Here is a 23,716-nt window from a genome sequence, read left to right as displayed (position 1 = left end):
TGGTGGCCCCTCCCAGATTTGAACTGGGGACCAACCGATTATGAGTCGGGTGCTCTAACCACTGAGCTAAGGGGCCATTTGGAATGGTGTTGCCTTTATGCAACGTTTTGCGGCGGCAAGTATAACCAAATCCGTGCCAACAAAAAAGCGCCCGTAGGCGCTTTTTCAGTCACTTGCGTGATTATTCGTCGAGGAAGCTTTTCAGCTGCTCACTGCGGCTTGGGTGGCGCAGCTTACGTAATGCTTTCGCTTCAATCTGACGAATCCGCTCACGGGTGACGTCAAACTGCTTGCCGACTTCTTCCAACGTGTGGTCGGTGTTCATGTCGATACCAAAACGCATCCGCAAGACTTTCGCTTCACGTGCAGTAAGCCCGCCAAGAACGTCGCGCACTGCGTTTTGCAAGCTTTCCGACGTGGCCGCGTCGACGGGAAGATCCAAAGTGGTATCTTCAATGAAGTCGCCCAAATGCGAATCTTCATCGTCACCAATCGGGGTTTCCATCGAAATTGGCTCTTTCGCAATTTTCAGAACCTTGCGAATTTTATCTTCTGGCATCGCCATGCGCTCTGCCAACTCTTCTGGCTGCGGCTCGCGGCCCATTTCTTGCAGCATCTGACGCGAAATTCGGTTCAGCTTGTTGATCGTTTCGATCATGTGCACTGGAATACGAATTGTCCGTGCTTGGTCGGCGATAGAACGAGTGATCGCCTGACGAATCCACCAGGTCGCATACGTCGAGAACTTATAACCACGGCGATATTCGAACTTATCGACCGCTTTCATCAAACCGATGTTACCTTCTTGGATTAAGTCCAAGAACTGCAAACCACGGTTGGTGTATTTCTTCGCAATTGAAATAACCAAACGTAAGTTGGCTTCCACCATTTCTTTTTTGGCGCGGCGAGCTTTCGCTTCACCAATCGACATACGACGGTTGATGTCTTTCACTTTCGCAATCGACAAACCGGTCTCTTCGGCGATCGTGCGTAATTTTGACGTGCAACGCTCAATTTCTTCGCGCATTTCACTTAATGTTGCGCTGTAGTTCGCACCACTGTCGACTAATTTGTCGAACCAACTCATATTGGTCTCATTGCCAGCAAAGGCCAGCACAAAGGTACGCTTTGGTACTTTTGCGTGTTCAATGCTCAGTTTCATGATCAGACGCTCTTGCACACGCACGCGGTCCATCATTTCGCGCATGTCTTTAACAAGGCGGTCAAACTGTTTCGGCACTAAACGGAACTCTTTAAACAGTTCGCTCAGCTTTTCAATTTCTTCTTTGGCTTTCGCATGATCACGGCCGTGAGCTTTAATGGCTTCACGTGTCGTTTCGTACTGAGTGCGCAACTCAGAGAATTTCTCACGCGCTAGCTCAGGATCGACACCGGTATCTGCAGAATCTTCTTCTTCGTCTTCATCGTCGTCGTCAGCGTCATCATCTTCGTCTTCGAGCTGATCTTCGCTTAATTCAGAACCCACGTGTGTTGCACTAACTGGTGCGTCTTCCACTTCGTTCGGATCGATGAAACCAGAAATAATCTCGGTTAAACGGATTTGTTCAGCTTCGAATGCATCCCACTGTTCAAGCAAGAAGTTAATCGCTTCTGGGTATTCAGCAACCGAGCATTGAACTTGGTTAATGCCTTCTTCAATGCGCTTAGCGATGGCAATTTCACCTTCGCGGGTTAAGAGCTCTACGGTTCCCATTTCCCGCATGTACATACGCACCGGATCGGTGGTACGGCCAATTTCACTTTCAACGGTTGCCAATGCAGCGGCAGCTTCTTCAGCTGCGTCTTCGTCTGCTGCGTCTTCGCTCATCATGAGGTCGTCGGCATCAGGGGCATTTTCATAGACTTTAATGCCCATGTCGTTGATCATGCGGATGATGTCTTCGATTTGATCCGAGTCAACGATGTCTTGCGGTAAGTGGTCGTTGACCTCAGCAAAGGTCAAATAACCTTGCTCCTTACCTTTCGCAATAAGCAATTTAAGTTGCGACTGACGAGTCTGCATACGGGCGTTTACCTCAGTAAAGAAGATTGTGAATTCATGCGGAATGACCGCACATTATAACAAAAAACCGTGTAATCGACCAGTTCAATTAGCATTTTGAATGTATTTTTTCTGGGCAGTTTGGTTTATTTGATTTTACTTACGCTTCATTAAGCGTAGCAGTTCATTGAGTTCTTGCAGGCGCTCTCGCGTTAATTCTGCAGTTGGTAGCGCTTTTAACTCTTCGTAGCGCTGTTCGAGATAGCGATCGATTAAATAACGATAGGTTTCGCTGAACTCATCTTCCAGGTTCTCGTCCTGAACTTGATGGTCCCAACTTGCCAGTTCCCGCAGTCGGGTTTCGAACTTGCTCCCGCGCCAATTTTCTAGAACTTGGGCAGAGGTCAATGTGCGATCTGTGGTTTGCCGGTGCAATTCCATAAACACCTTCATGCCCGGTAAGGCTAACCCTGTTAGCTCTTCATGCACGGGAACCAGTTGACCCAAGCGAGGATATTGCACCAATAACCCAATTGCGCGTGACACCGGTGTCACTTTGTCACGTTTCGGTGCATCCTTTCTGCTCGCAGACTGCTCCGCAGCAGGAATTAATCGTTCGATTTCACCAACAGTGCGGCCTAAACGATGAGCCAGCGACTCGGTCAGCAAGTCGCGATAAAATTCACTCGCCACTTTGGCAATCAATTGTTTTGCTTGTCCGACTAACTCAGCTTTGCCTGCGTCCGTTCGTAAATCCACTTGTTCAGTGAGATGATCAAAGAAGTACTCACGGAATGCCATGGCTTGGTCGAGGCGCTGATTAAAGCCTTCCGCACCTTCGGCACGTACGATCGTATCCGGATCTTCGCCGTCAGGGAGAAAGAGGAACTGCAAATCGGTACCGTCGCGGAGCAGCGGCAGCGCATTCTCGAGCGCTCGCCAAGCTGCATCACGGCCAGCACGGTCGCCGTCAAAGCAACAAATAATCTGCTTCGCTTGACGAAAGAGCAACTGCAAATGATCCGAGGTTGCAGCAGTACCAAGTGCGGCCACCGCATTGGTGACGCCAAACTGCGCCAAAGCGACAACGTCCATATAGCCTTCAACAATTACGACGCGGTCTAAATCACGATGCTTTTGCTTCATTTCATAAAAGCCATAAAGCTCCCGCCCCTTATGAAATAAACGCGTTTCCGGCGAGTTGAGGTATTTAGGTTCGCCGCTGTCAAGCACGCGTCCACCGAAGCCAACAACGCGTCCACGACGATCGCGAATCGGGAACATGATGCGGTCGCGAAAGAAGTCGAAACGTTTACCGCGATCATTTTCGGTAATCATTTTCAATGCTAGCAGTTGTTTTTGGCGATCTGGACTTTTGCCAAACTCACGCAAAATAGCATCCCACTGTTCCGGCGCGTAGCCGATGCCAAAATCGCGGACCACTTCGCCGCTAAGCCCTCGTCCCTTCAAGTAATTTATCACACGCTCACGATTCGGGTTATCGCGAAGTTGTTGACTGAAAAAGCGCGCACAGCGTTCCATCAGTTCGAAATCATCTTCAATTTCAGCCCTATCCCGCGCAGGCTTGTTTCCCGGGCGCTGCTCTCGTGGTACTTCAAGACCAAGCATACTGGCGAGCTCTTCAACCGCGTCAGGAAATTCTAATCCATCAAATTCCATAATAAAGTCGAGCGCATTACCATGCGCACCGCAGCCAAAACAGTGATAAAACTGCTTGTCTGGAGCGACGGAAAATGATGGCGTTTTTTCATTATGAAATGGACAACAGGCTTGATAGTTTCGGCCTGCTTTTTTCAGGCGGACACGGCTATCCACCACACTGACGACATCAGCGCGAGCGACGAGATCTTGGATAAAGTCTTTGGGAATGAATCCTGCCATGAACCTAATTTACTCTGCGCAACGATTAATTGAAACAGCCATTGTAGCTGCTTTTTTCACGCCTGCCAGTCGAAAGACAAACTGCGTAGGTATAAAAAAACCGTGCCAAGAGCACGGTTCTTTTGGTGTCTGGCCGAACCAATGTTCAGCGAAGCTGTGTGACCTTGCCGCACAGCCCTGACACGAAATGCTTAGTACAGGCGAGTGCGACGAGCGTTTTCGCGAGCTAATTTCTTCGCGTGACGCTTAACCGCTGCTGCTTTCTTACGCTTGCGCTCAGCCGTTGGCTTTTCGTAGAACTCACGGCTACGAACTTCAGACAACACACCTGCTTTCTCACAAGAACGCTTGAAACGACGCAGAGCTACGTCAAATGGCTCATTTTCTTTCATTTTAACTGCTGGCATTAGCCTCTCACCTCAAAAATTCATTTAGTACGCAGGCCATCAATTGGCCATGCCGGATAAAATTGGTGCTGAATTTTAAACAAACCTAGCGCCTATGTAAAGCCTAAGATCGATTAAATCAGTTTAATTCTGGTACGTTTTCGCCGCGCTTGCCATAAAACGTCGCAACGAATTGATCAAACTGATCATTTTCGATCGCATCACGCATGCCTTTCATTAGGGTTTGATAAAAATGCAGATTGTGAATCGTATTCAAACGCGCACCCAAGATTTCATTACAGCGATCCAGGTGATGTAAATACGCGCGTGAGTAGTTCTTACAGGTGTAGCAATCACATTCGGCGTCTAGAGGCGACGTATCCGTGCGATGACGCGCATTGCGAATCTTGACGACGCCTTCACTGGTAAACAAATGGCCGTTACGAGCATTGCGCGTTGGCATGACGCAATCGAACATATCGATTCCGCGACGAACCGCTTCGACGAGATCTTCTGGTTTACCCACACCCATCAAATAGCGCGGTTTGTCTTCTGGCATTTGTGGCGCAGTATGCTCGAGAATTCGCATCATGTCTTCTTTCGGCTCGCCGACTGACAAGCCACCGATGGCATAGCCGTCAAAGCCGATCGCGGTCAAACCGTTGAGTGACACGTCACGTAGATCTTCGTACATGCCACCTTGAATAATCCCAAACAACGCTGATTCATTGTCGCCATGGGCCGCTTTTGAGCGTTCCGCCCAGCGCAGTGACAACTGCATTGAGTCTTCAGCTTGTTTAACCGTTGCTGGATATGGCGTGCATTCGTCAAAAATCATGACGATATCGGACCCAAGTTCACGCTGAACTTCCATCGATTTCTCCGGTGTCAGGAGAATTTTTTCACCATTAATCGGCGAACGGAAGGTCACCCCTTCTTCGGAGATCTTGCGCAGATCTCCCAAGCTGAAGACCTGGAATCCACCGGAATCGGTCAAAATTGGCTTGTCCCAATTCATAAAATCATGCAGATCGCCATGCTGACGAATAATCGATGTGCCCGGCCGTAACATCAGGTGGAAGGTGTTACCTAAGCAAATTTGCGCGCCGGTATCGGCCAATTCTTCTGGGCTCATACCTTTGACAGTACCGAGCGTGCCAACCGGCATAAACGCTGGCGTGTCTACTGTTCCGCGAGCGAATTGCAATTGGCCTCGACGTGCTTTGCCAGCTTTCTTCAATAACTCAAACTTCATGATCAACCTGTTTTGCTAGTTACGACAACGCCTGCAACGGCGCTTGGTCATTGCGGGTAATCAACATGGCATCGCCGTAGCTAAAAAAGCGATATTCGTGTTCGATGGCCGCTTGATACGCGTTCATGACTTTGGTTTTACCCGCGAACGCGGAAATTAACATAATTAGGGTCGACTCGGGTAGGTGAAAATTGGTCACCATGGCGTCGATCACCTTAAATTCATATCCTGGAAAGATAAATATATCGGTTTCAGCGGCAAATACACCAATTTCGCCACCGTTCGCTCGTGCTGCCGACTCTAATGAACGAACCGATGTCGTGCCGACAGCAATGACACGTTTTCCGTTCGCTTTCGTCGCACGAATCGCCTCGACCACGTCAGCAGGAACTTCGGCATATTCACTGTGCATCTTGTGCTCACGAATATCATCGGTGCGCACTGGCTGAAAGGTTCCGGCGCCAACATGCAGTGTTACGTACGCTGTGTTGACGCCTTTTGCTTGCAGTTGCTGCATGATGGCTTCGTCGAAGTGCAAGCCTGCCGTCGGTGCCGCGACAGCGCCCGGCTTCTTGCCATACACGGTCTGATAACGTTCGCGATCACTGGCTTCATCCGGGCGTTCTATATAGGGTGGAAGTGGCATGTGACCATACGCATCAAGCCACTGCAATACGGTTTTGGCTGGATCAAAGTGGACTTCAAACAAGGCGTCTTCACGCTCTCCAATGACTGCGGGAACAGCGCCTTCTAACAACAATTCTGTGCCGGCTTTGGGTGCGCGGTTGGCACGCACATGCGCCAATACGCGATGGTCATCGAGCACACGCTCAACCAGTACTTCAATTTTGCCACCGGAAACTTTTTGCCCCAATAAGCGCGCAGGAATAACCCGGGTATCATTGAATACCAATAAGTCACCCTCATCGACGAGTTCGACAAGATCACGAAATTGCCGATGGTCGAGCGCGCCCGTGGCACCATCGAGCGTTAATAATCGACTTGCGCTGCGATCCGGCTGTGGATAGTGGGCAATTAACTTTTCTGGCAAATCAAAGTGAAAATCAGACTTGTTCATCAAACTCCAAACATCGCTTTCAGCGTAAAAAAGAAGATAATCGACATCAGTGCGCCGGCCGGTAAGGTGACCACCCAACTCACCACAATGTTACGCACTACGTTTAAATTCAATGCGGCGATTCCGCGGGCCATGCCGACACCTAAGACAGCGCCAACGAGCGTTTGCGTGGTCGAGACCGGTAAACCCGTCGCTGAGGCCATCACGACGGTCCCTGCCGCTGCCAGCTCGGCGGCAAAGCCGCGACTCGGCGTTAAATGGGTAATCCCTTCACCGATGGTTTTGATCACCCGATGGCCAAACAATGCCAAGCCCATAACAATACCGAACGCACCTAGCGGTAATACCCACCAAGCAAGTTGCGCTTGTGATTGAAAATCGCCACCACTGGTGACCGTCGAAACCACAGCGGCAACCGGTCCAATCGCATTTGCGACATCATTGGAGCCGTGCGCAAACGCCATACAGCACGCAGTGACGACCATCAATACCGCAAAAACGCGCTCGACATTGTTGAACTGCATGCGGCGGTCAGCCCCAGCATCAAACTTAATCCGCTTAATCACCCAAAAGCCAATCACGACGAGCAGTACCGCTATGCCGACTGCCCACAAATAGCCTTCAAGCTCGCCCATATCGAGACCGACATGGGTTAGGCCTTTCTTAATCGTCATCAGCGACATAATAAAACCACCGAGTCCCATGTAGAAAGGTACATACTTTTTCGCAGCTTTGAGCGGATCGGGGTCGTCAAAAATCAACCGCTGTGCGCTCATAAAAATGAAGTAAGCAATCACGCCGGCAATGAGAGGTGTAATCACCCAACTGCCGACAATACTGAATACTTTACTCCAGTAAACCGATTCAACCGCGATACCGACGGCAGCAAATCCAACGATGGCACCAATAATGGAGTGCGTAGTCGAGACCGGCCAGCCCAAATAAGAGGCGATCACCAGCCAAATACCGGCAGCCAAAAGTGCGGAAATCATGCCAAGGACGAACAAGTCCGGGCGATGCACAACATAGCTCTGATCAATGATGCCGCTGCGAATGGTGGCAGTCACTTCTCCGCCCGCCAAATAGGCGCCAGCAAACTCAAACACCATGGCGACCAAAATGGCTTGTTTAATGGTCAGTGCTTTCGAACCCACCGATGTGCCCATCGCGTTAGCAACATCGTTTGCACCAATCCCCCACGCCATCAAGAAACCAAATACCGCAGCCAGTAGTATGAGGAGAAGGCCGTACGAGGTAATGATGTCCATATGCTAATCCTTGGTTGCGTTAATCGCGGGCGAGCATGACTTCAAAACGGCTGCCGACACGTTCCGACAAGTCCGCTAAGTCACCCACCCAATCAAGGATTTGATACAAAAACATGGCATCAATGGGGTTCATTGCGGTTTCGATGCTGCGCAACGAACGGCGAAGCTGTATCTGCATCTTGTCGGTGTCATCTTCAATGCAATCCAGCTCATTAATCATGCTGACGACTAATTCGCGTTCACGCCCGCGAAAACCGGCTTCCAGCAGCTCATCAAATTCATTGATCGTTTCCGCCGCTTTACGAACAGCATCAAGACAACGACTCAAATAAGTCTGAAAACCGTCAATGAGTGGGCTTGGAATGACTAATTGACGTCCAGTCACAAGCCCAGCAACGTCTTTAGCCTTATTAGCAATTCGGTCTTGTTGCGAAACCAACTCGAGTAAATCCGTCCGTTCCACTGGCATAAACAGGCCACTGGGTAAGTTGCTGCGGATATCTCGTTTAATCTGGTCAGCTTCTTTTTCCAATTGCGAGATGTGGCGTTGAATCTGGCCAGCCTGCTCCCACTTTTCTTGATAAACGGCATTGAAGAATGCATCGAGTTCAACCGTGCATTCGACAATCTTGTTGATATGCTCAATCACCGGTTTAATCGGTGACTTCGCAAATACGCCAAGAATCGAGTTCGCAGGCATACGCCGTCCTTACTAGAAGGTATAAACCAAAGTGACTGCCGTTTCCGTGTCGAGCTTCTCAGGAATACGACCGTTAGCTTGCTCAAACACCGTCGAGTTGTGTGTCAACGTCAATGAAAAGCGCATCGCCAACCGTGAGTTAATATTCGCTGTAAGTGCTCCAACCGCTCGTGAACGGGTATTGTCATCGCCGATTTCGGTGGAAACTAACTGCGTAAAACGTGCTGTTTCACTAATTTGCCATTCGTAGTTAGCCGCCATCCGGATAATGAAATCGCCATCCGTTTCGCCCGTACCACGAATTTTGTCGTAGGAATAACCCGGACCAATCTCGAAGTCGGTAAACATCGCGTCACTGATCAACCAGCGCGTACCATAACCCGCAGCCACCGTGGACTGATATTCGAAGCTATTCAGTGCATCGTCTTCATAAGACCCATAAAGGAAAAATGACGAGTGTGTTGAATTCGCAAATTTGCGGTTACCCTGTCCAGATAAGAACAGGCGATCCGCATCAACGACAGACGTTCCTTCATAGGTTTTTCGCTCTTGTCGGTAGTAATCCATCACTGCTCGTTGACGCCAGTTTAAGGTGTCACGTTCCAGATCAAGCTTACCTTTCCACGAACGCGAATCCGTATTTCCTGATCGAATTAACACGCCCACTTCTGCACTCGCGCGCCACTTACCATCTTGTGACGCAGGATCGACATCCTGAATGTCATCAAACATAAAGGTTGATGACATCGCGGTGCTGGAAAACCCTAATAAAGCGATACTTAATAATCTTAGACGCACGTCGCCCCCTTTACTTAACGGTCGCAGCTAACACGCCACTTTCGTATTTTTTGAACATCTCTTCTAATGAGATAGGCTTAATTTTGCTCGCGTTACCGGCCGTTCCGAACGCTTCATAACGCGCCTTACAGATGTCATACATTGCCTTGGTTGACGCGGCTAAGTATTTACGTGGATCAAACTCTGATTTATTTTCGGCTAAAAACTTGCGAATCGCGCCAGTTGAAGCCAAACGCAAGTCAGTATCGATATTCACTTTGCGCACACCGTGGCGAATACCTTCTTGGATCTGCTCCACTGGCACACCGTAGGTCTCTGGAATTTCACCGCCAAACTCGTTAATGATCGCCAACCACTCTTGCGGTACTGACGAGCTTCCGTGCATGACCAAATGCGTGTCCGGGATGCGCGCGTGAATTTCTTTGATGCGCTCAATCGCTAAGATGTCACCGGTTGGTGGCCGCGTGAACTTGTAAGCGCCATGTGACGTTCCACAAGCAATCGCTAACGCATCAACTTGCGTTGCCTTCACGAAATCTGCCGCTTCTTCAGGGTCCGTTAACAGCTGGTCGTGCGTGAGGGTGCCTTCTGCGCCAACACCGTCTTCTTCGCCGGCTTGGCCGGTTTCTAACGAACCCAAAACACCTAGCTCACCTTCCACCGACACACCACATGCATGGGCCATTTCCACCACGCGACGCGTGACATCGACGTTATAATCATAGTCTGCAGGCGTTTTACCGTCTTCACGCAATGAGCCATCCATCATCACTGAGCTAAAACCCAGTTGAATCGAACGCTGACAAATTGCTGGTGAGGTACCGTGGTCTTGGTGCATGACCACTGGAATATGAGGAAACTCTTCAATGGCCGCTAAAATCAGGTGCCGCAAGAAAGGAGCGCCCGCGTATTTACGCGCACCCGCTGAAGCCTGCACAATCACTGGGCTATCGGTATCGTTTGCGGCCATCATGATAGCGCGCATTTGCTCTAGATTGTTGACGTTATATGCCGGTACGCCGTACCCAAATTCGGCAGCGTGATCGAGCATTTGTCTCATGGAAATCAATGCCATTTGCGAGGCTCCTTTTTAATTATTTAAGTTTATTCGCTACCGCGAGCTTCTAAGATTGCCACTGCTGGCAGCTTTTTCCCTTCTAAAAACTCTAAGAAGGCACCACCACCGGTTGAAATATAGGAGATTTCATCGGCAATGCCATATTTATCAATGGCTGCAAGAGTATCACCGCCACCAGCGATTGAAAACGCAGGACTCTTGGCAATCGCTCGCGCTAAAATTTCTGTACCTTGACTAAACTGTTCAAATTCAAAAACACCGACCGGACCGTTCCACACGATCGTTCCAGCATTTTCCAGTAATTTGGCTAATGCTTGCGCAGTTTCTGGACCAATATCAAATATCTGGTCATCGCCACTGACATCATTGACGGCTTTCGTCGTCGCCACCGCATCAGGACTAAATTGGTCACCGACGATGACATCCGTCGGCAACGGAATTTCCGCACCGCGTGTTTTAGCGGACTCTGCTAAACGCGCCGCTTCTTTCACTAAGTCTTCTTCATACAAGGACTTGGCGACATTGTGACCTGCTGCAGCAATAAAGGTGTTGGCAATACCACCGCCGACGATGAGCTGGTCAACTTTGCGAACCAATGAGTTTAACACCATTAATTTGGTAGAAACTTTCGAGCCACCGACAATGGCCACTAACGGCCGCTGTGGATTTTTTAATGCTTTACCAAGGGCATCGAGTTCTGCCGCAAGCAAAGGTCCTGCACAAGCAATCGGCGCATACTGCGCGACACCATAGGTCGACGCTTGTGCCCGATGCGCGGTACCAAACGCATCCATGACAAACACGTCACACAAAGCCGCCATACGCTTGGCCAGTGCTGGGTCATTTTTCTTCTCACCAACATTAAAGCGGACGTTTTCGAACACCACCAGTTCCCCACCAGCGACATCGACACCATCCAAATAATTTGTTTCCAGACGGACTGGGAAGTTGAGTACATCGGCAAGGTATTTAACGACAGGCGCCATCGAATAGGCTTCATCAAATTCACCTTCTTCAGGACGACCTAAATGCGACATGACCATGACTTTTGCGCCCTGTTCGAGTGCGCTCTGCAAGGTTGGTAATGCGGCTTTCAGGCGCGCGTCCGACGTTACTTTGCCATCTTTGACTGGCACATTTAAATCTTCGCGGATCAGTACACGCTTGCCACGCAGATCCATATCAGTCATATACTTCACAGTCATTTCATAGTCCTTGCGAAAATTTATTCAAAGCAGTTTAGTCTAAACTCGCTAACGTTGCTGCCGACTCCAACATCCGGTTAGCAAAGCCCCATTCATTGTCACACCAGCAAAGCACTTTGACGAGACGTTTGTGACTCACTCGCGTTTGTGTTCCGTCTATGATACTTGATCGTGGGTCATGATTAAAATCCGATGACACCAGCGGCAATTCAGTATACCCAAGAATACCCGCAAGGTCGCGCTGCGCGGCATTTCGTAACGCCTCATTGACTTTCGCGATGTCAACATCCGCATCCAGCGTGACACTTAAATCCATCGCCGTTACGTTGGTGGTTGGTACCCGCACCGCAATGGCTTCAAAACGGCCAGCAAATTTTGGCAGGATTCGTTCAATACCGCGCGCCAGACGAGTATCGACCGGAATAATCGACTGCGAAGCGGCGCGTGCTAAACGCAAATTATCATGATACGCATCAATTACTTGCTGATCATTCATTGCCGAATGAATGGTCGTAATCGTGCCACTGTCGACACCAAAGGCATCATCGAGGGCTTTAATCACCGGGACGATACAATTGGTGGTGCATGAGCCATTGGAAATAATCCGGTCACTTGCACTTAAGTCAGCATTGTTGATGCCTTGAATCAATGTAAAGTCGACGTTAGGCGCTGCGGGGTGCGAGAACAACACACGTCGCGCTCCGGCCAGCAAGTGCGCGTGACCATCCTCTCGGCTGGAAAACACGCCGGTACATTCGAGTACGACATCAATCTTCAATTCACGCCAGGGTAAATCCTGCAAATCGCGACGATGGAACACTTGAATTTGGTGTTGATTTATATGCAGAACATCGTCTTTTGCACTAACATGCGCAGCGAATCGACCATGGGTCGAGTCGTATTGCAAAAGATGCGCAATCGCATCGGTTGCGGCTAATTCGTTAATCGCAACCAACTCAATTCGTTGATCCCACTTTGACTCAATCCATGCACGCGCGATACTCCGACCGATACGGCCAAAACCATTAATTGCAACACGAATTTTGTCGCCTTGCGCTGCTGCATTCTGCGCCATCAGGAGTCCTTGCGTTAGTCAATGAAACACGGCCCTTGCGTGCCAATCAGCACGCAAAGACCGTTTGAAAATCAAATCGATTGCGCGACCTGAACCACATTCTCAACGGTGAAGCCAAAGTGACGGAATAATTCCTCCGCCGGCGCCGATTCACCAAAACTAGTCATGCCGACGACAGCACCGTCAAAGCCGGTATACTTGTGCCAAAAGCCAGCAATACCTGCTTCAATGGCGACACGACGACGAACCTGCGGTGGTAAAACGCTATCACGGTAGGCTTTATCTTGTTGGTCGAATACGCAGGTAGATGGCATTGAGACCACCCGCACTTTCTCCCCAATTGCAGTCAGCTGCTCCGCCGCTTGCATGGCTAATTCAACTTCCGAACCTGTCGCAATCAGAATCAATTCAGGCTGTTCCGCAAAGTCTTTCAGAACATAAGCACCTTTACGCACGTCAGCGAGTTGCTGAGCGTCGCGTGCCATTTGCGGTACACCTTGGCGCGTGAAAATTAAGCAGGTTGGACCGTCAGTGCGTTCTACCGCAGCTTGCCAAGCAATTGCCGACTCAACTTGGTCACACGGACGCCATGTTTGGCAGTTCGGCGTTAAGCGCAAATTGGCTAATTGCTCAACCGGTTGATGGGTTGGACCGTCTTCGCCAAGACCAATCGAGTCGTGGGTATAAACATGAATGACAGGCTGCTTCATTAGCGCAGCCATGCGCACTGCGTTGCGAGCGTATTCCATGAACATCAGGAAGGTTGCGCCATAAGGACGGAAACCACCATGCAACTGAATACCATTCATAATGGCTGACATACCAAACTCACGCACGCCGTAATAAATATAGTTACCGCTTGCATCTGCAGCCGTTAAAGGTTGTGAGTCTTTCCAAATGGTCAAATTCGAGCCTGCTAAGTCTGCTGAGCCGCCCATCAGTTCTGGTAAAACCGGTCCAAGTGCATTCAAGGCATTTTGTGATGCTTTACGGGTCGCAACTTTTTCTGGGTTCGCTTGCAGTTTTTCAACATACGCGGTGACCGTTTCGTTCCAGTCTGCTGGCAACTCACCGGCCATCCGGCGGCTAAACTCGGCTGCTAATTCTGGGTGTGCTTGACTATAGGCTGCGAACATTTCGTTCCACTTTGCTTCGGCAGCAGCGCCCTTGTCTTTGGCGTCCCACGCAGCGTAAACGTCTGCTGGCACTTCAAACGCAGCGTGGTTCCAGCCTAAGGCTTCGCGAGTCTTGGCGATTTCGTCGTCACCTAGTGGGGCGCCGTGACAGCTTTCAGTACCCTGCTTGTTCGGTGCACCGAAGCCAATGATGGTTTTACAGCAAATTAAAGTTGGCCGCGCGTTGTCAGCTTTGGCTGCTGCAATGGCTTGCTCAATGGCGTTACTGTCATGACCGTCAACGTCAGCGATGACTTGCCAGCCATAACTTTCAAAACGTTTTACCGTGTCGTCGGTAAACCAACCTTCAACTTCACCATCAATGGAAATGCCATTGTCGTCGTAAAATGCAATCAGTTTGCCAAGCCCCAATGTGCCGGCTAAAGAACAGACTTCATGGGAAATACCTTCCATCAAACAGCCGTCACCAAGGAAGGTGTAAGTGTAGTGATCAACAATCGGGAATTCAGGTTGGTTGAATTGCGCCGCTAGTGCTTTTTCGGCAATCGCCATGCCAACCGCATTCGAAACACCTTGGCCAAGTGGTCCAGTGGTCGTTTCGACACCTGGCGTGTAACCATACTCAGGGTGTCCTGGGGTTTTTGAATGCAATTGACGGAATTCTTTCAGGTCGTTGATGCTGACGTCATAGCCCGTGAGATGTAACAGTGAGTAAATCAACATCGAGCCATGGCCATTCGACAATACGAAACGGTCACGGTCCGCCCAGTTCGGGTTCTGTGGGTTATGGGACAAATGATCCCGCCATAACACCTCTGCGATATCTGCCATGCCCATGGGGGCTCCAGGGTGACCAGATTTGGCCTGTTGAACCGCATCCATACTTAACGCACGAATCGCATTGGCAAAATAGCGACGATCTGACATCGGAAACTCCTGACTGTATTGATCAATATGAAGGCGCACGGCGTACACCACTTAGCGCGCGTATTGTCCATCATTCGAGCGATTCACGCAAATTGGAAACGTTGAGAATTTGTTTCATTTAGACAGATAGACGTCTAAATATAGATTTTTATTCATCAATCGGCTACCATACACCCACTTTAAGTCTTAGCTTTGGAATTACTATGGCTCGTCACGTTTTTACTTCTGAATCGGTGTCAGAAGGACATCCTGATAAAATTGCAGATCAAATCTCTGATGCGGTGCTTGATGCGATTCTCGCTCAAGACCCAAAAGCTCGCGTTGCCTGCGAAACCTTCGTAAAAACCGGTATGGTTTTGGTCGGTGGCGAAATCAACACCAATGCTTGGGTTGATATTGAAGAGCTGACGCGCGATACCGTGCGCAAAATTGGTTACGTCCACTCAGACATGGGCTTTGATGCGGACAGTTGTGCCGTTCTAAATGCCATTGGTAAGCAGTCTCCTGACATTAATCAAGGTGTTGACCGTGAGCGTCCAGAAGATCAAGGCGCCGGTGACCAGGGCTTAATGTTCGGCTACGCAACCAATGAAACCGCTGAGTTTATGCCAGCTCCGATTATGTTTTCGCATCGCTTAGTACAAAAACAAGCGGAAGTGCGTAAAGCGGGTCTTGATTGGCTGCGTCCTGACGCAAAAAGCCAGCTCACGTTTATTTATGACAATGGCAAGCCAGTTGGTATCGATGCCATCGTGCTGTCTACCCAACATGCTCCGGAAGTCAGCTTGCAAGAATTACGTGACGGCGTGCTTGAGCACATCATTCAGCCGGTATTACCGGCTGAGTGGCTGACCAAAGAAACCAAAATCCATATCAACCCAACCGGTCGTTTTGTTATCGGTGGACCAATGGGTGACTGTGGTTTAACGGGTCGTAAGATTATCGTCGATACCTACGGCGGAATGGCTCGTCACGGCGGTGGTGCGTTTTCGGGCAAGGATCCATCGAAAGTTGACCGCAGTGCCGCTTATGCAGCGCGTTATGTTGCCAAGAACTTGGTTGCCGCTGGTTTAGCTGACCGCTTGGAACTGCAAGTTTCGTACGCAATCGGTGTTGCCGAGCCAACCTCAATTAGTATCGAAACCTTCGGCACCAGCAAGTACGACGAAGAAACCTTGATTCGCTTAGTGCGTGAACACTTTGATCTGCGTCCGTTTGGTATTTTGAAGATGCTCGACCTTGAGCGTCCTATTTACCTACCAACCGCGGCTTACGGTCACTTCGGTCGTGAGGAGTTCCCATGGGAGCGCACGGACAAGGTCGATGCAATTCTAGCGTCACTCTAACTGCCAGTTTAACCCCGAATAGAAGCCGCCAGAGCACTGCTCTCGCGGCTTTTTTCTTGTCGCGGTAACATTGCCAACATGGCGAATCTGAACTAAGCTGAAATCAACAAAAATAACGATTTGTCAGTAAGTTAAACTCACGAGGCAGGCTATGAGCGACGATAAAAATATGATTCCCGGTATTAGCGTGAAGCAACGACTTGGCCCAGCACTGATTCAAGCGCTGATTTTAGTCATTTTGCGCTTATTCACGATTCCATTGCGCATTTGGTTAGGAGCAATGGCTCGACTTGCAGAACTTCACGAAGAAACCCGCAACGAGTCGGACTCGACAAAGACCACTGAATTCCCAGTACTCGATTGGTTTCGCCGCGCGTGGGACGGCGTCATTCTGTTGTGGTGGGTCGGCGGTGGCATAGCCGTTATCTTTGGCTTTCTCGGTGGTATTTTCATTTATGGCTTTATGGAGTCATTAGGTACAGCGTTAATGTCCACAGTCGTACTTTATTTCTCGGTCATTTTCATTTCACTCATGAAAGAATCAATGATCCTGTTGCTTTCTATCGCGACTAACGTTGAGAGCATTCGCCGCAAGCGCAGCTGAGTACTTGGGCGACTCAACGTCGCGATTAACCCCAGATTCCTTGCCGCATATTCGCCTGAGCGGTAACATGGCGTTATAACGAATGTTTTCACCAACGTGGTGGTATTCAAGCGGCAAGGATCTGTATGCGAATTCCTCGGTTTTTTCAGTCTCAAACCTTTAGCCTCAATGGCCTGTTTCAATTGAGCGATGAAGTTGCTCATCACGCTAGCCGCGTCTTGCGCTTGCCGGTTGGTGCGACGATCGAGCTATTCAATGGCGACAATCATACGTACACTGCCGAAATCATCTCCGTCGGTAAAAAAAGTGTCGAAGTGAAGGTCACCGCTATCCTCGAAGCTTCGGTGGAGTCCGACTTAAAAATCCATCTTGCTCAAGGCATCAGCAAAGGCGACCGCATGGACTTTGTTCTGCAAAAGTCTGTTGAACTTGGCGTGCACGCCATTACTCCGTTGTTTACCGAGCGTTGTAATGTAAAACTCAGTGGTGAACGTTTAGAAAAAAAACAGGAACAATGGCAGAAAATCGTCATCTCGGCCTGCGAACAATCAGGGCGAAACTTTGTTCCGAAAGTACTCCCAGCGATGAAGCTTTCCGACTGGCTTGCTGCTGAGCGTAACGGTATCACCGTCACCCTCGACCCGCACGTCACCACACCATTTTCAGGCTTAGCGGAAGCGAATGAATATCATCTACTGATTGGCCCCGAGGGCGGTTTTTCGGAGCAAGAGGTGTTAGCCACTGCCGCGGCAGGTTGCCACCCGGTTCAGCTTGGACCGCGGATATTACGTACCGAAACTGCAGCACTTGCAGCCATAACTGCGTTACAATGCCATTTTGGCGATTTAGGTTAGGAGTCATTCATGATCCGTGTTGCTATTGTCATGGACCCCATTGCGTCCATTACCACCTACAAAGACACAAGTTTCCGTATCGCATTGGAAGCCCAAGCCCGTGGATATGAATTGTTGTACCTCGAGCTTGCCGACATGTTTATCGAACAAGGCACCGCCAAAGCACGGGTACGTCCCTTACAAGTTTGGGATCGAAGCGACAACTATTACCAGCTCGGAGCCGACGAAATCGTCAACATGGGCGATCTTGACGTGATTTTCATGCGCAAAGATCCGCCTTTCGATATCGAGTTTGTTTACGCCACTCATATACTCGACTTGGCTGCGCGCGACGGTGCATTGGTAGTCAATCGTCCGCAAAGCTTGCGTGATTGCAGCGAAAAATTATTCACCGCGTGGTTCCCTGACTTGATCCCGGCGACACTTGTCTCGCGCAGCGCGAAACAAATTCGCGAGTTCCACCAACAGCACAAAGACATTATCGTGAAGCCGCTCGACGGCATGGGCGGCGCTTCGATATTTCGCGTCGATGAACAAGGCAGCAACCTAGGCGTTATAATTGAAACCCTGACCAACCATGGCAAGCGCTTCGCTATGGTACAAGAGTACTTGCCCGCGATTAAAGATGGCGATAAACGCATCTTAATTATCAACGGCGAACCAGTGCCGTATTCGCTAGCTCGCATCCCGTCCGCAGGTGAAACCCGCGGCAACTTGGCAGCGGGTGGCAGTGGCCGCCCACAACCACTAAGTAACAGTGATCTTGCGCTCGCGAACAAGATTGGGCCGGTTTTAAAAGAGAAAGGACTGTACTTGGTGGGTTTAGATGTCATTGGTGACCGTATCACTGAAATCAATGTCACCAGCCCGACCTGTATGCGCGAAATTGAAAATGCATACCAAATTAATATAGCGGGTCAATTATTCGACGCCGTCATTGCTGATTTGCCGTCAGCATCACGTTCTTAAAAGGAGGGGGAATGTCCGATACCCCAGAGAAGACAGAGTTTCAAAGCTTACAGAATCACTTTCTAATTGCTATGCCGGGTTTAAACGATCCGTTTTTTCATCATACCGTGACCTATGTCTGCGAACACAATGAAGAAGGTGCGATGGGGCTTGTGATCAACCAGCCGATCGGTTTGACCGTCGCCAGTTTACTCGAGCAAATCGATGTCGAGGTGACCACAACGCGGACATTGGAAGACTTACATGTACTGACCGGCGGTCCGGTCGCGACCGACCGCGGATTTGTATTGCATCCTCCACAAGAAGGTTGGCGTAGCAGTTTACAACTTAGTAATGAGATAATGATCACCACATCGCGCGATATTCTCGAAGCCTTGGGTTCTGATCGTGCGCCCCGGCACTTCCTGCTCACATTAGGGTATGCCGGCTGGGAAGCAGGCCAGTTAGAAGAAGAAATTGCCGATAATTCTTGGTTAACTATTCCGGCAGACGCGGATTTACTCTTCCACACACCGACTGGTCAACGCTGGGAAAAAGCCGCAGAGCGTTTAGGGTTCGATATTAGCCAGTTATCGAGTGAAGCAGGACATGCCTAGGTGAGCATTCTTGGTTTTGATTATGGCACAAAGAGTATCGGCGTTGCCGTGGGTACCGCGCTCACGGGTACTGCGTCACCACTGCCCGCGTTGAAAGCAAATGAAGGCGTACCACAGTGGGATCACGTCGAAAAACTCATTCAAGAGTGGCAACCAGAACTCTGCGTGATCGGTTTACCACTGAATATGGACGGCACCGAGCAGCCGCTGACTGCTCGTGCGAAAAAATTTGCCAACCGACTTCATGGTCGATTTGGTGTGCAGATTTTCCTCCAAGACGAGCGCTTAACGACGGTCAGTGTCCGTGAAGAGCTGTTTGCCCGAGGTGGCTTCCGGGAACTACAAAAAGGCCGCGTCGATAGTGCCGCGGCCTGTGTGATTTTAGAGGATTACTTTGCCCATCACGCGGCTGTTTAACGCGTTATAGATTCTCTTCCGCATACTGCGCCAAACTCGAACGCACCACGCCGTTGAGGTTCATCGTCGAACTGCCGTAGTAATTTTTAAAGCGCTCTACAATAAAGGTTAAGCCTGAGGTAACGGCCGTTAAGTAGTAACTGTCGATTTGAGCCAAGTTACCCGAACAGATAATTTTCGTGCCAGCACCGCACCGCGTAATAATCGTTTTTAACTGGCTTGCGGTTAAGTTCTGCGCCTCGTCGAGAATGACCACAGCGTTTTGAATACTCCGACCACGCATAAAATTCAGCGATTTAAACTGAATATTCGCTTTCTTCATCGTGAACTCTAAACTCGCATCCATGTGCTCGTCGTGCTTGTGCAAAACTTCCAGTGAATCGGTAATCGCAGCCAGCCAAGGCGCCATTTTCTCCTCTTCCGTACCCGGCAAAAAGCCGATAGATTCGGCAATTTCCGGCGTATTGCGGGTGACGATAATTTTCTCGTACATGCCCTTTTCCACCACCTGTTCAAGGGCTGTGGCAAGCGCGAGTAAGGTTTTCCCGCATCCGGCCGGACCGGTCAAAATGACTAAGTCTTGGCTAGGATCCAGCAAAGCATGCATGCCCATCGCTTGATAGATATTCTTGGGGCTAATCCCCCACGCGCGAATCCCCATCAAGCGCTCGCGGCCTAAATCCAGAATTTTCACATGACTGTCGGTGAAGCTTTCGACCCGGGCACAAAAATGTTCGGTTTCGTCGATCAAGTATTCATTTGGATAAACCGTTGGAAACAAATCGCGGGCAATAAAATGATAGATATCACGGCCGTCTTGTTCTGTTTTGACGTCGCCAACACTATCCCAAAAATTCCCTTCGAATTGGTAAAAACCCTTAGCGAGCAGGCGGATATCATCGATTAATTGGTCGGTACGATAATCTTCAACGCACTTCACCCCCGCACCTTTGGCTTTCAAGCGCATGTTAATGTCTTTCGTAACTAATACCACTTTCGCCGGTGCTTTGTCTTTTTGTAGTTGCAATGCCGTTTGAATAATCCGATGGTCATTTTCGTTCAGCGCCAGCGCCGACTCTGCCTGACGTAACTGAAAGTCAGGAAAAATCGATAAGTGGCCCACGGCTTGGTGTTCACCGGAAATTCGGGTCAGCGGCACGCCGTCGATAATTTGTTCGGGAGTTGCGTCATGCAGTGCTTCTTCGAGCGAACGAATCGCCACTCGAGCATCGCGGCTTACGTCCTTTTGGCGGTCTTTAATGTGGTCGAGCTCTTCTAGGACGACCATGGGAATGACAACGTTATGTTCTTGAAAGTTTAAAAAGGCAAGCGGTTCGTGTAAGAGGATGTTGGTGTCGAGAATATAGAACTTGGGGTCTTCATTCTGAATCGATTCAGGCATAGCCCACCTCTGATTTTTTGTTGTTGTCTTTTGAGCATAGCGCAAGAAAATGACGCTGTGATGAATTCCACAAAAAAAAATTCAAAAGGTAGTGATTTCTGGCGAGATTTCCCCGAAGGGAATTGCTGTTGTTGTTTCCGGCTGCATCATTAGGTGCATAACCTAGTGGGCTTCCATTTCAGCTTCTAACGCCCGCTTTGCCCACGTTAAACCGATATGATTTTGAGTTTATTCAAAATGCTGCAATCCTGTATTTGCTCGCTGCTACAGGAAGTAGCCAGTGTTGACAATGTTTGTTCAAGTTCTGCAAGTTCTTTTTGGGTTTCGCGCACTTTTCGTAACTGCCCCGCTATCAGCTCATCCACCATGCCGCATGAAGCCTTGGGGTGTCGCTGTGCTTCTACTAAGCACTTAATGTCACTTAGGGACATGTTCAATTCTTTACATCGGCGAATGAAGATTAGCGTCTCCACAGCTTCAGTGCTGTAATTCCGGTATCCATTAGGGTCGCGGCTTGGCGACGATAGTAAACCGATACTTTCGTAATATCGAATTGTTTTCGGTGCAATCTGGCTTGCGTATGATAGTTCGCTAATTTTCATGTTGACCTTCCTGTTACTGGAACCTTTAGTATAGGCGTTACTACAACGAAGGCTCCAACGTATCGCGTTGAAATTTTCATAGCTAGATACTCTGCTAGAACAGGTTTCTTTATTAAAAGGTGTTCCAATGTTGGCATTCCGTTCCGCATTCATAGTGTCTTTATCAATACCGTTCCTCCTTATTAACCAAGCAAGCGCATCTGACAAAGAACACGACGATGAACACGAGCATGAGCACGACCATATTGAGCGCGTGGTTGTTCAGGCTACACGGTCAGGACGTATCGCCGATGAACAACCGATTCGAGTTGAACTGATTAACCGCGAAGATATCGAAGAAAAAGCAGCAATGCGGCCGGGTAATATCTCGATGTTGGTCGCGGAAACCGGAGGCGTTCGCGTGCAAACAACCTCGCCCGCGCTCGGAAGTGCAAACATAAGGCTGCAAGGGCTCTTTGGTCGTTACACACAGCTACTTGCCGATGGCCTACCGCTTTATGGTAACCAAGCCGGTTCTATTGGTCTATTGCAAATTCCACCAACAGACTTAGCTCGCGTAGAAATTATTAAAGGCTCGGCGTCATCGCTGTACGGTGGCTCTGCCATGGGTGGTGTTATTAATTTAATCTCGAGAAAACCGGACGATAAGGCAAGTGGTGAAGTGTTGGTTAATGCCACCACACGACATGGACAAGATATTACGAGCTACTTTGAAACACCACTTAGCGTTAATGCGCAGGGCTCAATAACCGCAGGTGTCCATCACCAAAGTCGCACTGATATCAGTAACGACGGTTGGATTGATTTACCGGGCTATGAGCGCTATACCGCGCGGCCACGACTATACTGGCAGGGAGATCGGGGGCAAACACTATATACCACAGTAGGTATCATGTCGGAAAATCGCACGGGTGGTACCATGCCTGGCGGAACGGTTGCTGATGGAAGTGCATTTCAACAAACCCAAGATTCAGAACGTTTAGATGCGGGTATGATCTTTACCATGCCTGTATTCGATACATTAGCATTGAACTCACGCGCTTCCGCGATGCAGCGAAAGCACGAGCACACCTACGGTAGCTTGGTAGAAAATGATGAACATGAAAGCTATCTGCTTGAATCAAGCCTTGCGGGTTATACCGATAATAGTGATTGGGTAATTGGGGTCGCGTATCAGAACGATCGCTTTAATTCAGCTACATACCCGAGTTTCAACTATAACTATCAAGTGCCCGGTGTCTTCTCGCAAATTGATTACATGTTCAGCCCGTTAATAACTGCCTCACTAAGTACGCGTTTCGACGACCACAGCGAATTCGGTTCTCAATTTAGCCCGAGGTTATCATTATTGTATCGCCTTGGTGAGCTAACCATTCGCGGTTCAGTCGGCAAAGGTTATTTTGCACCGACACCCTTTGTCGACGAAATTGAAGCAGCTGGATTAGCGAGACTAGAACCGATTCAAGACATTAGCGCTGAAACAGCAGACACAGCTTCTATCGATTTTACCTACACCTATGAAAGTATCGAAACGAGTCTCACCCTATTTGCCGCAAATATTGATAATGTAGTGAGCTTAGCCGCGTTCGATTCAAATGCCGACGGCATCAACGATAGAGTACGTTTAGTTAACAGTGCGGAGGAAAGTCGAATACGCGGCTCTGAGTTTTTACTCAGGTATTACTGGAACGATTTAAAGTTAACAGCGAGTTACCTCTACCTTGATTCTTCAGAATCTTCACCTGTGGGCATCAGAAAGCGTTCAATTGCTTTGACACCAATGCACTCAGCCGGGTTTGTTGCAATGTGGGAACAACATGGCAAATTCAGAGCCGGATTTGAGGCATATTACACTGGCACGCAGCGCCTCAACGATAATCCATATATTAATGAATCAAAACCTTATTGGCATCTCGGCTTCCTCGCAGAAGTTACTAGGGGCCGATTCAGTTGGTTCATTAACCTTGAAAATCTCCTCGACGTAAAGCAAAGCGATGAGCATCCTTTATTGTTACCGAGCAGAGCTCCCAGCGGTTTATGGACAACCGATATCTGGTCACGTAATGACGGATTCATCGTCAACGGCGGTGTAAGAATTAAATTTGGTACATAAGAT

21 protein-coding genes and 1 tRNA gene are annotated in these 23,716 nt (G+C 49.3%); 7 read left to right on the top strand and 15 right to left on the bottom strand.

Features of this window, described 5'->3' with window-relative positions:
* The 13 genes from LAT77_RS11070 to tkt form a co-directional block, all read right to left on the bottom strand.
* A tRNA-Ile gene (locus LAT77_RS11070) sits at window positions 1-76 on the bottom strand.
* A gap of 105 nt (window positions 77-181) precedes the next feature.
* Entirely contained in the window at window positions 182-2,023 is a 1,842-nt protein-coding gene (gene rpoD, locus LAT77_RS11065; RefSeq protein WP_290564624.1) for an RNA polymerase sigma factor RpoD, read from the bottom strand.
* 135 nt (window positions 2,024-2,158) lie between these two features.
* Complete coding sequence (gene dnaG, locus LAT77_RS11060; RefSeq protein WP_290564623.1) at window positions 2,159-3,904, bottom strand: DNA primase; 1,746 nt, start codon at window positions 3,902-3,904, stop codon at window positions 2,159-2,161.
* A gap of 191 nt (window positions 3,905-4,095) precedes the next feature.
* Window positions 4,096-4,311 (bottom strand): 30S ribosomal protein S21, encoded by a 216-nt coding sequence (gene rpsU / locus LAT77_RS11055; RefSeq protein ID WP_126792611.1) that lies wholly within the window; start codon window positions 4,309-4,311, stop codon window positions 4,096-4,098.
* A 118-nt stretch (window positions 4,312-4,429) separates the two neighbouring features.
* The gene (gene tgt / locus LAT77_RS11050; protein WP_290564622.1) at window positions 4,430-5,545 is read right to left on the bottom strand and encodes a tRNA guanosine(34) transglycosylase Tgt; all 1,116 of its coding nucleotides are present in this window, start codon (window positions 5,543-5,545) and stop codon (window positions 4,430-4,432) included.
* A 19-nt stretch (window positions 5,546-5,564) separates the two neighbouring features.
* Window positions 5,565-6,623: a tRNA preQ1(34) S-adenosylmethionine ribosyltransferase-isomerase QueA gene (gene queA, locus LAT77_RS11045; RefSeq protein ID WP_290564621.1), complete on the bottom strand. Its 1,059-nt coding sequence runs from the start codon at window positions 6,621-6,623 to the stop codon at window positions 5,565-5,567.
* Complete coding sequence (locus LAT77_RS11040) at window positions 6,623-7,891, bottom strand: inorganic phosphate transporter (RefSeq protein WP_290564620.1); 1,269 nt, start codon at window positions 7,889-7,891, stop codon at window positions 6,623-6,625. The genes queA and LAT77_RS11040 overlap by 1 nt, the downstream gene beginning before the upstream one ends.
* A gap of 19 nt (window positions 7,892-7,910) precedes the next feature.
* A complete protein-coding gene (locus LAT77_RS11035) occupies window positions 7,911-8,591 on the bottom strand; it encodes a TIGR00153 family protein (protein WP_290564619.1) in 681 nt (226 codons plus the stop codon).
* A gap of 12 nt (window positions 8,592-8,603) precedes the next feature.
* A complete protein-coding gene (locus tag LAT77_RS11030) occupies window positions 8,604-9,389 on the bottom strand; it encodes a YdiY family protein (RefSeq protein WP_290564618.1) in 786 nt (261 codons plus the stop codon).
* Between the two features lie 10 nt (window positions 9,390-9,399).
* Window positions 9,400-10,464 (bottom strand): class II fructose-bisphosphate aldolase, encoded by a 1,065-nt coding sequence (fba, locus tag LAT77_RS11025; protein WP_290564617.1) that lies wholly within the window; start codon window positions 10,462-10,464, stop codon window positions 9,400-9,402.
* Window positions 10,465-10,493: 29 nt separating this feature from the next.
* Window positions 10,494-11,672 carry a phosphoglycerate kinase gene (locus tag LAT77_RS11020; RefSeq protein WP_290564616.1) on the bottom strand — a complete coding sequence of 393 codons (1,179 nt, stop codon included), beginning with the start codon at window positions 11,670-11,672 and terminating at the stop codon, window positions 10,494-10,496.
* Window positions 11,673-11,706: 34 nt separating this feature from the next.
* On the bottom strand, window positions 11,707-12,747 hold the full coding sequence (gene epd, locus LAT77_RS11015) for an erythrose-4-phosphate dehydrogenase (RefSeq protein WP_290564615.1): 1,041 nt from the start codon (window positions 12,745-12,747) through the stop codon (window positions 11,707-11,709).
* A 71-nt stretch (window positions 12,748-12,818) separates the two neighbouring features.
* Window positions 12,819-14,810, bottom strand: coding sequence for a transketolase (tkt, locus tag LAT77_RS11010; RefSeq protein WP_290564614.1), 1,992 nt, complete (start codon window positions 14,808-14,810; stop codon window positions 12,819-12,821).
* A gap of 203 nt (window positions 14,811-15,013) precedes the next feature.
* Between tkt and metK the strand changes: the two genes are divergently transcribed.
* The 6 genes from metK (at window position 15,014) to ruvX (ending at window position 19,596) form a co-directional block, all read left to right on the top strand.
* The gene (gene metK / locus LAT77_RS11005; protein ID WP_290564613.1) at window positions 15,014-16,156 is read left to right on the top strand and encodes a methionine adenosyltransferase; all 1,143 of its coding nucleotides are present in this window, start codon (window positions 15,014-15,016) and stop codon (window positions 16,154-16,156) included.
* A 151-nt stretch (window positions 16,157-16,307) separates the two neighbouring features.
* On the top strand, window positions 16,308-16,760 hold the full coding sequence (locus tag LAT77_RS11000; protein ID WP_290564612.1) for a hypothetical protein: 453 nt from the start codon (window positions 16,308-16,310) through the stop codon (window positions 16,758-16,760).
* Between the two features lie 125 nt (window positions 16,761-16,885).
* Window positions 16,886-17,614: a 16S rRNA (uracil(1498)-N(3))-methyltransferase gene (locus tag LAT77_RS10995; protein WP_290564611.1), complete on the top strand. Its 729-nt coding sequence runs from the start codon at window positions 16,886-16,888 to the stop codon at window positions 17,612-17,614.
* Window positions 17,615-17,623: 9 nt separating this feature from the next.
* Window positions 17,624-18,583 (top strand): glutathione synthase, encoded by a 960-nt coding sequence (gene gshB / locus LAT77_RS10990; RefSeq protein WP_290564610.1) that lies wholly within the window; start codon window positions 17,624-17,626, stop codon window positions 18,581-18,583.
* An 11-nt stretch (window positions 18,584-18,594) separates the two neighbouring features.
* Window positions 18,595-19,179 (top strand): YqgE/AlgH family protein, encoded by a 585-nt coding sequence (locus LAT77_RS10985; protein ID WP_290564609.1) that lies wholly within the window; start codon window positions 18,595-18,597, stop codon window positions 19,177-19,179.
* Entirely contained in the window at window positions 19,180-19,596 is a 417-nt protein-coding gene (ruvX, locus tag LAT77_RS10980; protein WP_290564608.1) for a Holliday junction resolvase RuvX, read from the top strand. It begins immediately after the preceding gene.
* Between the two features lie 4 nt (window positions 19,597-19,600).
* On the opposite strand, the gene LAT77_RS10975 is transcribed toward ruvX, so the two are convergent.
* Both LAT77_RS10975 and LAT77_RS10970 read right to left on the bottom strand, forming a co-directional pair.
* Window positions 19,601-20,998 carry a PhoH family protein gene (locus LAT77_RS10975; protein WP_290564607.1) on the bottom strand — a complete coding sequence of 466 codons (1,398 nt, stop codon included), beginning with the start codon at window positions 20,996-20,998 and terminating at the stop codon, window positions 19,601-19,603.
* Between the two features lie 206 nt (window positions 20,999-21,204).
* The gene (locus LAT77_RS10970) at window positions 21,205-21,600 is read right to left on the bottom strand and encodes a MerR family transcriptional regulator (protein ID WP_290564606.1); all 396 of its coding nucleotides are present in this window, start codon (window positions 21,598-21,600) and stop codon (window positions 21,205-21,207) included.
* Window positions 21,601-21,727: 127 nt separating this feature from the next.
* Between LAT77_RS10970 and LAT77_RS10965 the strand changes: the two genes are divergently transcribed.
* Entirely contained in the window at window positions 21,728-23,713 is a 1,986-nt protein-coding gene (locus LAT77_RS10965; protein WP_290564605.1) for a TonB-dependent siderophore receptor, read from the top strand.
* Window positions 23,714-23,716 lie beyond the last annotated feature (3 nt).

Origin of the sequence: Aliidiomarina sp., assembly GCF_022565475.1 — a bacterium.
Lineage (GTDB): Bacteria > Pseudomonadota > Gammaproteobacteria > Enterobacterales > Alteromonadaceae > Aliidiomarina.
This window is presented reverse-complemented; position numbering and strand designations above follow the sequence as displayed.

Coding starts and splice junctions, on each gene's coding strand:
- dnaG (WP_290564623.1), bottom strand. CDS start 3,904: ATGGCAGGATTCATTCCCAAAGACTTTATCCAAGATCTCGTCGCTCGC.
- LAT77_RS10965 (WP_290564605.1), top strand. CDS start 21,728: ATGTTGGCATTCCGTTCCGCATTCATAGTGTCTTTATCAATACCGTTC.
- LAT77_RS10985 (WP_290564609.1), top strand. CDS start 18,595: ATGTCCGATACCCCAGAGAAGACAGAGTTTCAAAGCTTACAGAATCAC.
- tkt (WP_290564614.1), bottom strand. CDS start 14,810: ATGTCAGATCGTCGCTATTTTGCCAATGCGATTCGTGCGTTAAGTATG.
- epd (WP_290564615.1), bottom strand. CDS start 12,747: ATGGCGCAGAATGCAGCAGCGCAAGGCGACAAAATTCGTGTTGCAATT.
- LAT77_RS10975 (WP_290564607.1), bottom strand. CDS start 20,998: ATGCCTGAATCGATTCAGAATGAAGACCCCAAGTTCTATATTCTCGAC.
- rpsU (WP_126792611.1), bottom strand. CDS start 4,311: ATGCCAGCAGTTAAAATGAAAGAAAATGAGCCATTTGACGTAGCTCTG.
- LAT77_RS11020 (WP_290564616.1), bottom strand. CDS start 11,672: ATGACTGTGAAGTATATGACTGATATGGATCTGCGTGGCAAGCGTGTA.
- LAT77_RS11040 (WP_290564620.1), bottom strand. CDS start 7,891: ATGGACATCATTACCTCGTACGGCCTTCTCCTCATACTACTGGCTGCG.
- LAT77_RS11035 (WP_290564619.1), bottom strand. CDS start 8,591: ATGCCTGCGAACTCGATTCTTGGCGTATTTGCGAAGTCACCGATTAAA.
- rpoD (WP_290564624.1), bottom strand. CDS start 2,023: ATGCAGACTCGTCAGTCGCAACTTAAATTGCTTATTGCGAAAGGTAAG.
- LAT77_RS10995 (WP_290564611.1), top strand. CDS start 16,886: ATGCGAATTCCTCGGTTTTTTCAGTCTCAAACCTTTAGCCTCAATGGC.
- LAT77_RS11000 (WP_290564612.1), top strand. CDS start 16,308: ATGAGCGACGATAAAAATATGATTCCCGGTATTAGCGTGAAGCAACGA.
- LAT77_RS10970 (WP_290564606.1), bottom strand. CDS start 21,600: ATGAAAATTAGCGAACTATCATACGCAAGCCAGATTGCACCGAAAACA.
- tgt (WP_290564622.1), bottom strand. CDS start 5,545: ATGAAGTTTGAGTTATTGAAGAAAGCTGGCAAAGCACGTCGAGGCCAA.
- queA (WP_290564621.1), bottom strand. CDS start 6,623: ATGAACAAGTCTGATTTTCACTTTGATTTGCCAGAAAAGTTAATTGCC.
- gshB (WP_290564610.1), top strand. CDS start 17,624: ATGATCCGTGTTGCTATTGTCATGGACCCCATTGCGTCCATTACCACC.
- fba (WP_290564617.1), bottom strand. CDS start 10,464: ATGGCATTGATTTCCATGAGACAAATGCTCGATCACGCTGCCGAATTT.
- metK (WP_290564613.1), top strand. CDS start 15,014: ATGGCTCGTCACGTTTTTACTTCTGAATCGGTGTCAGAAGGACATCCT.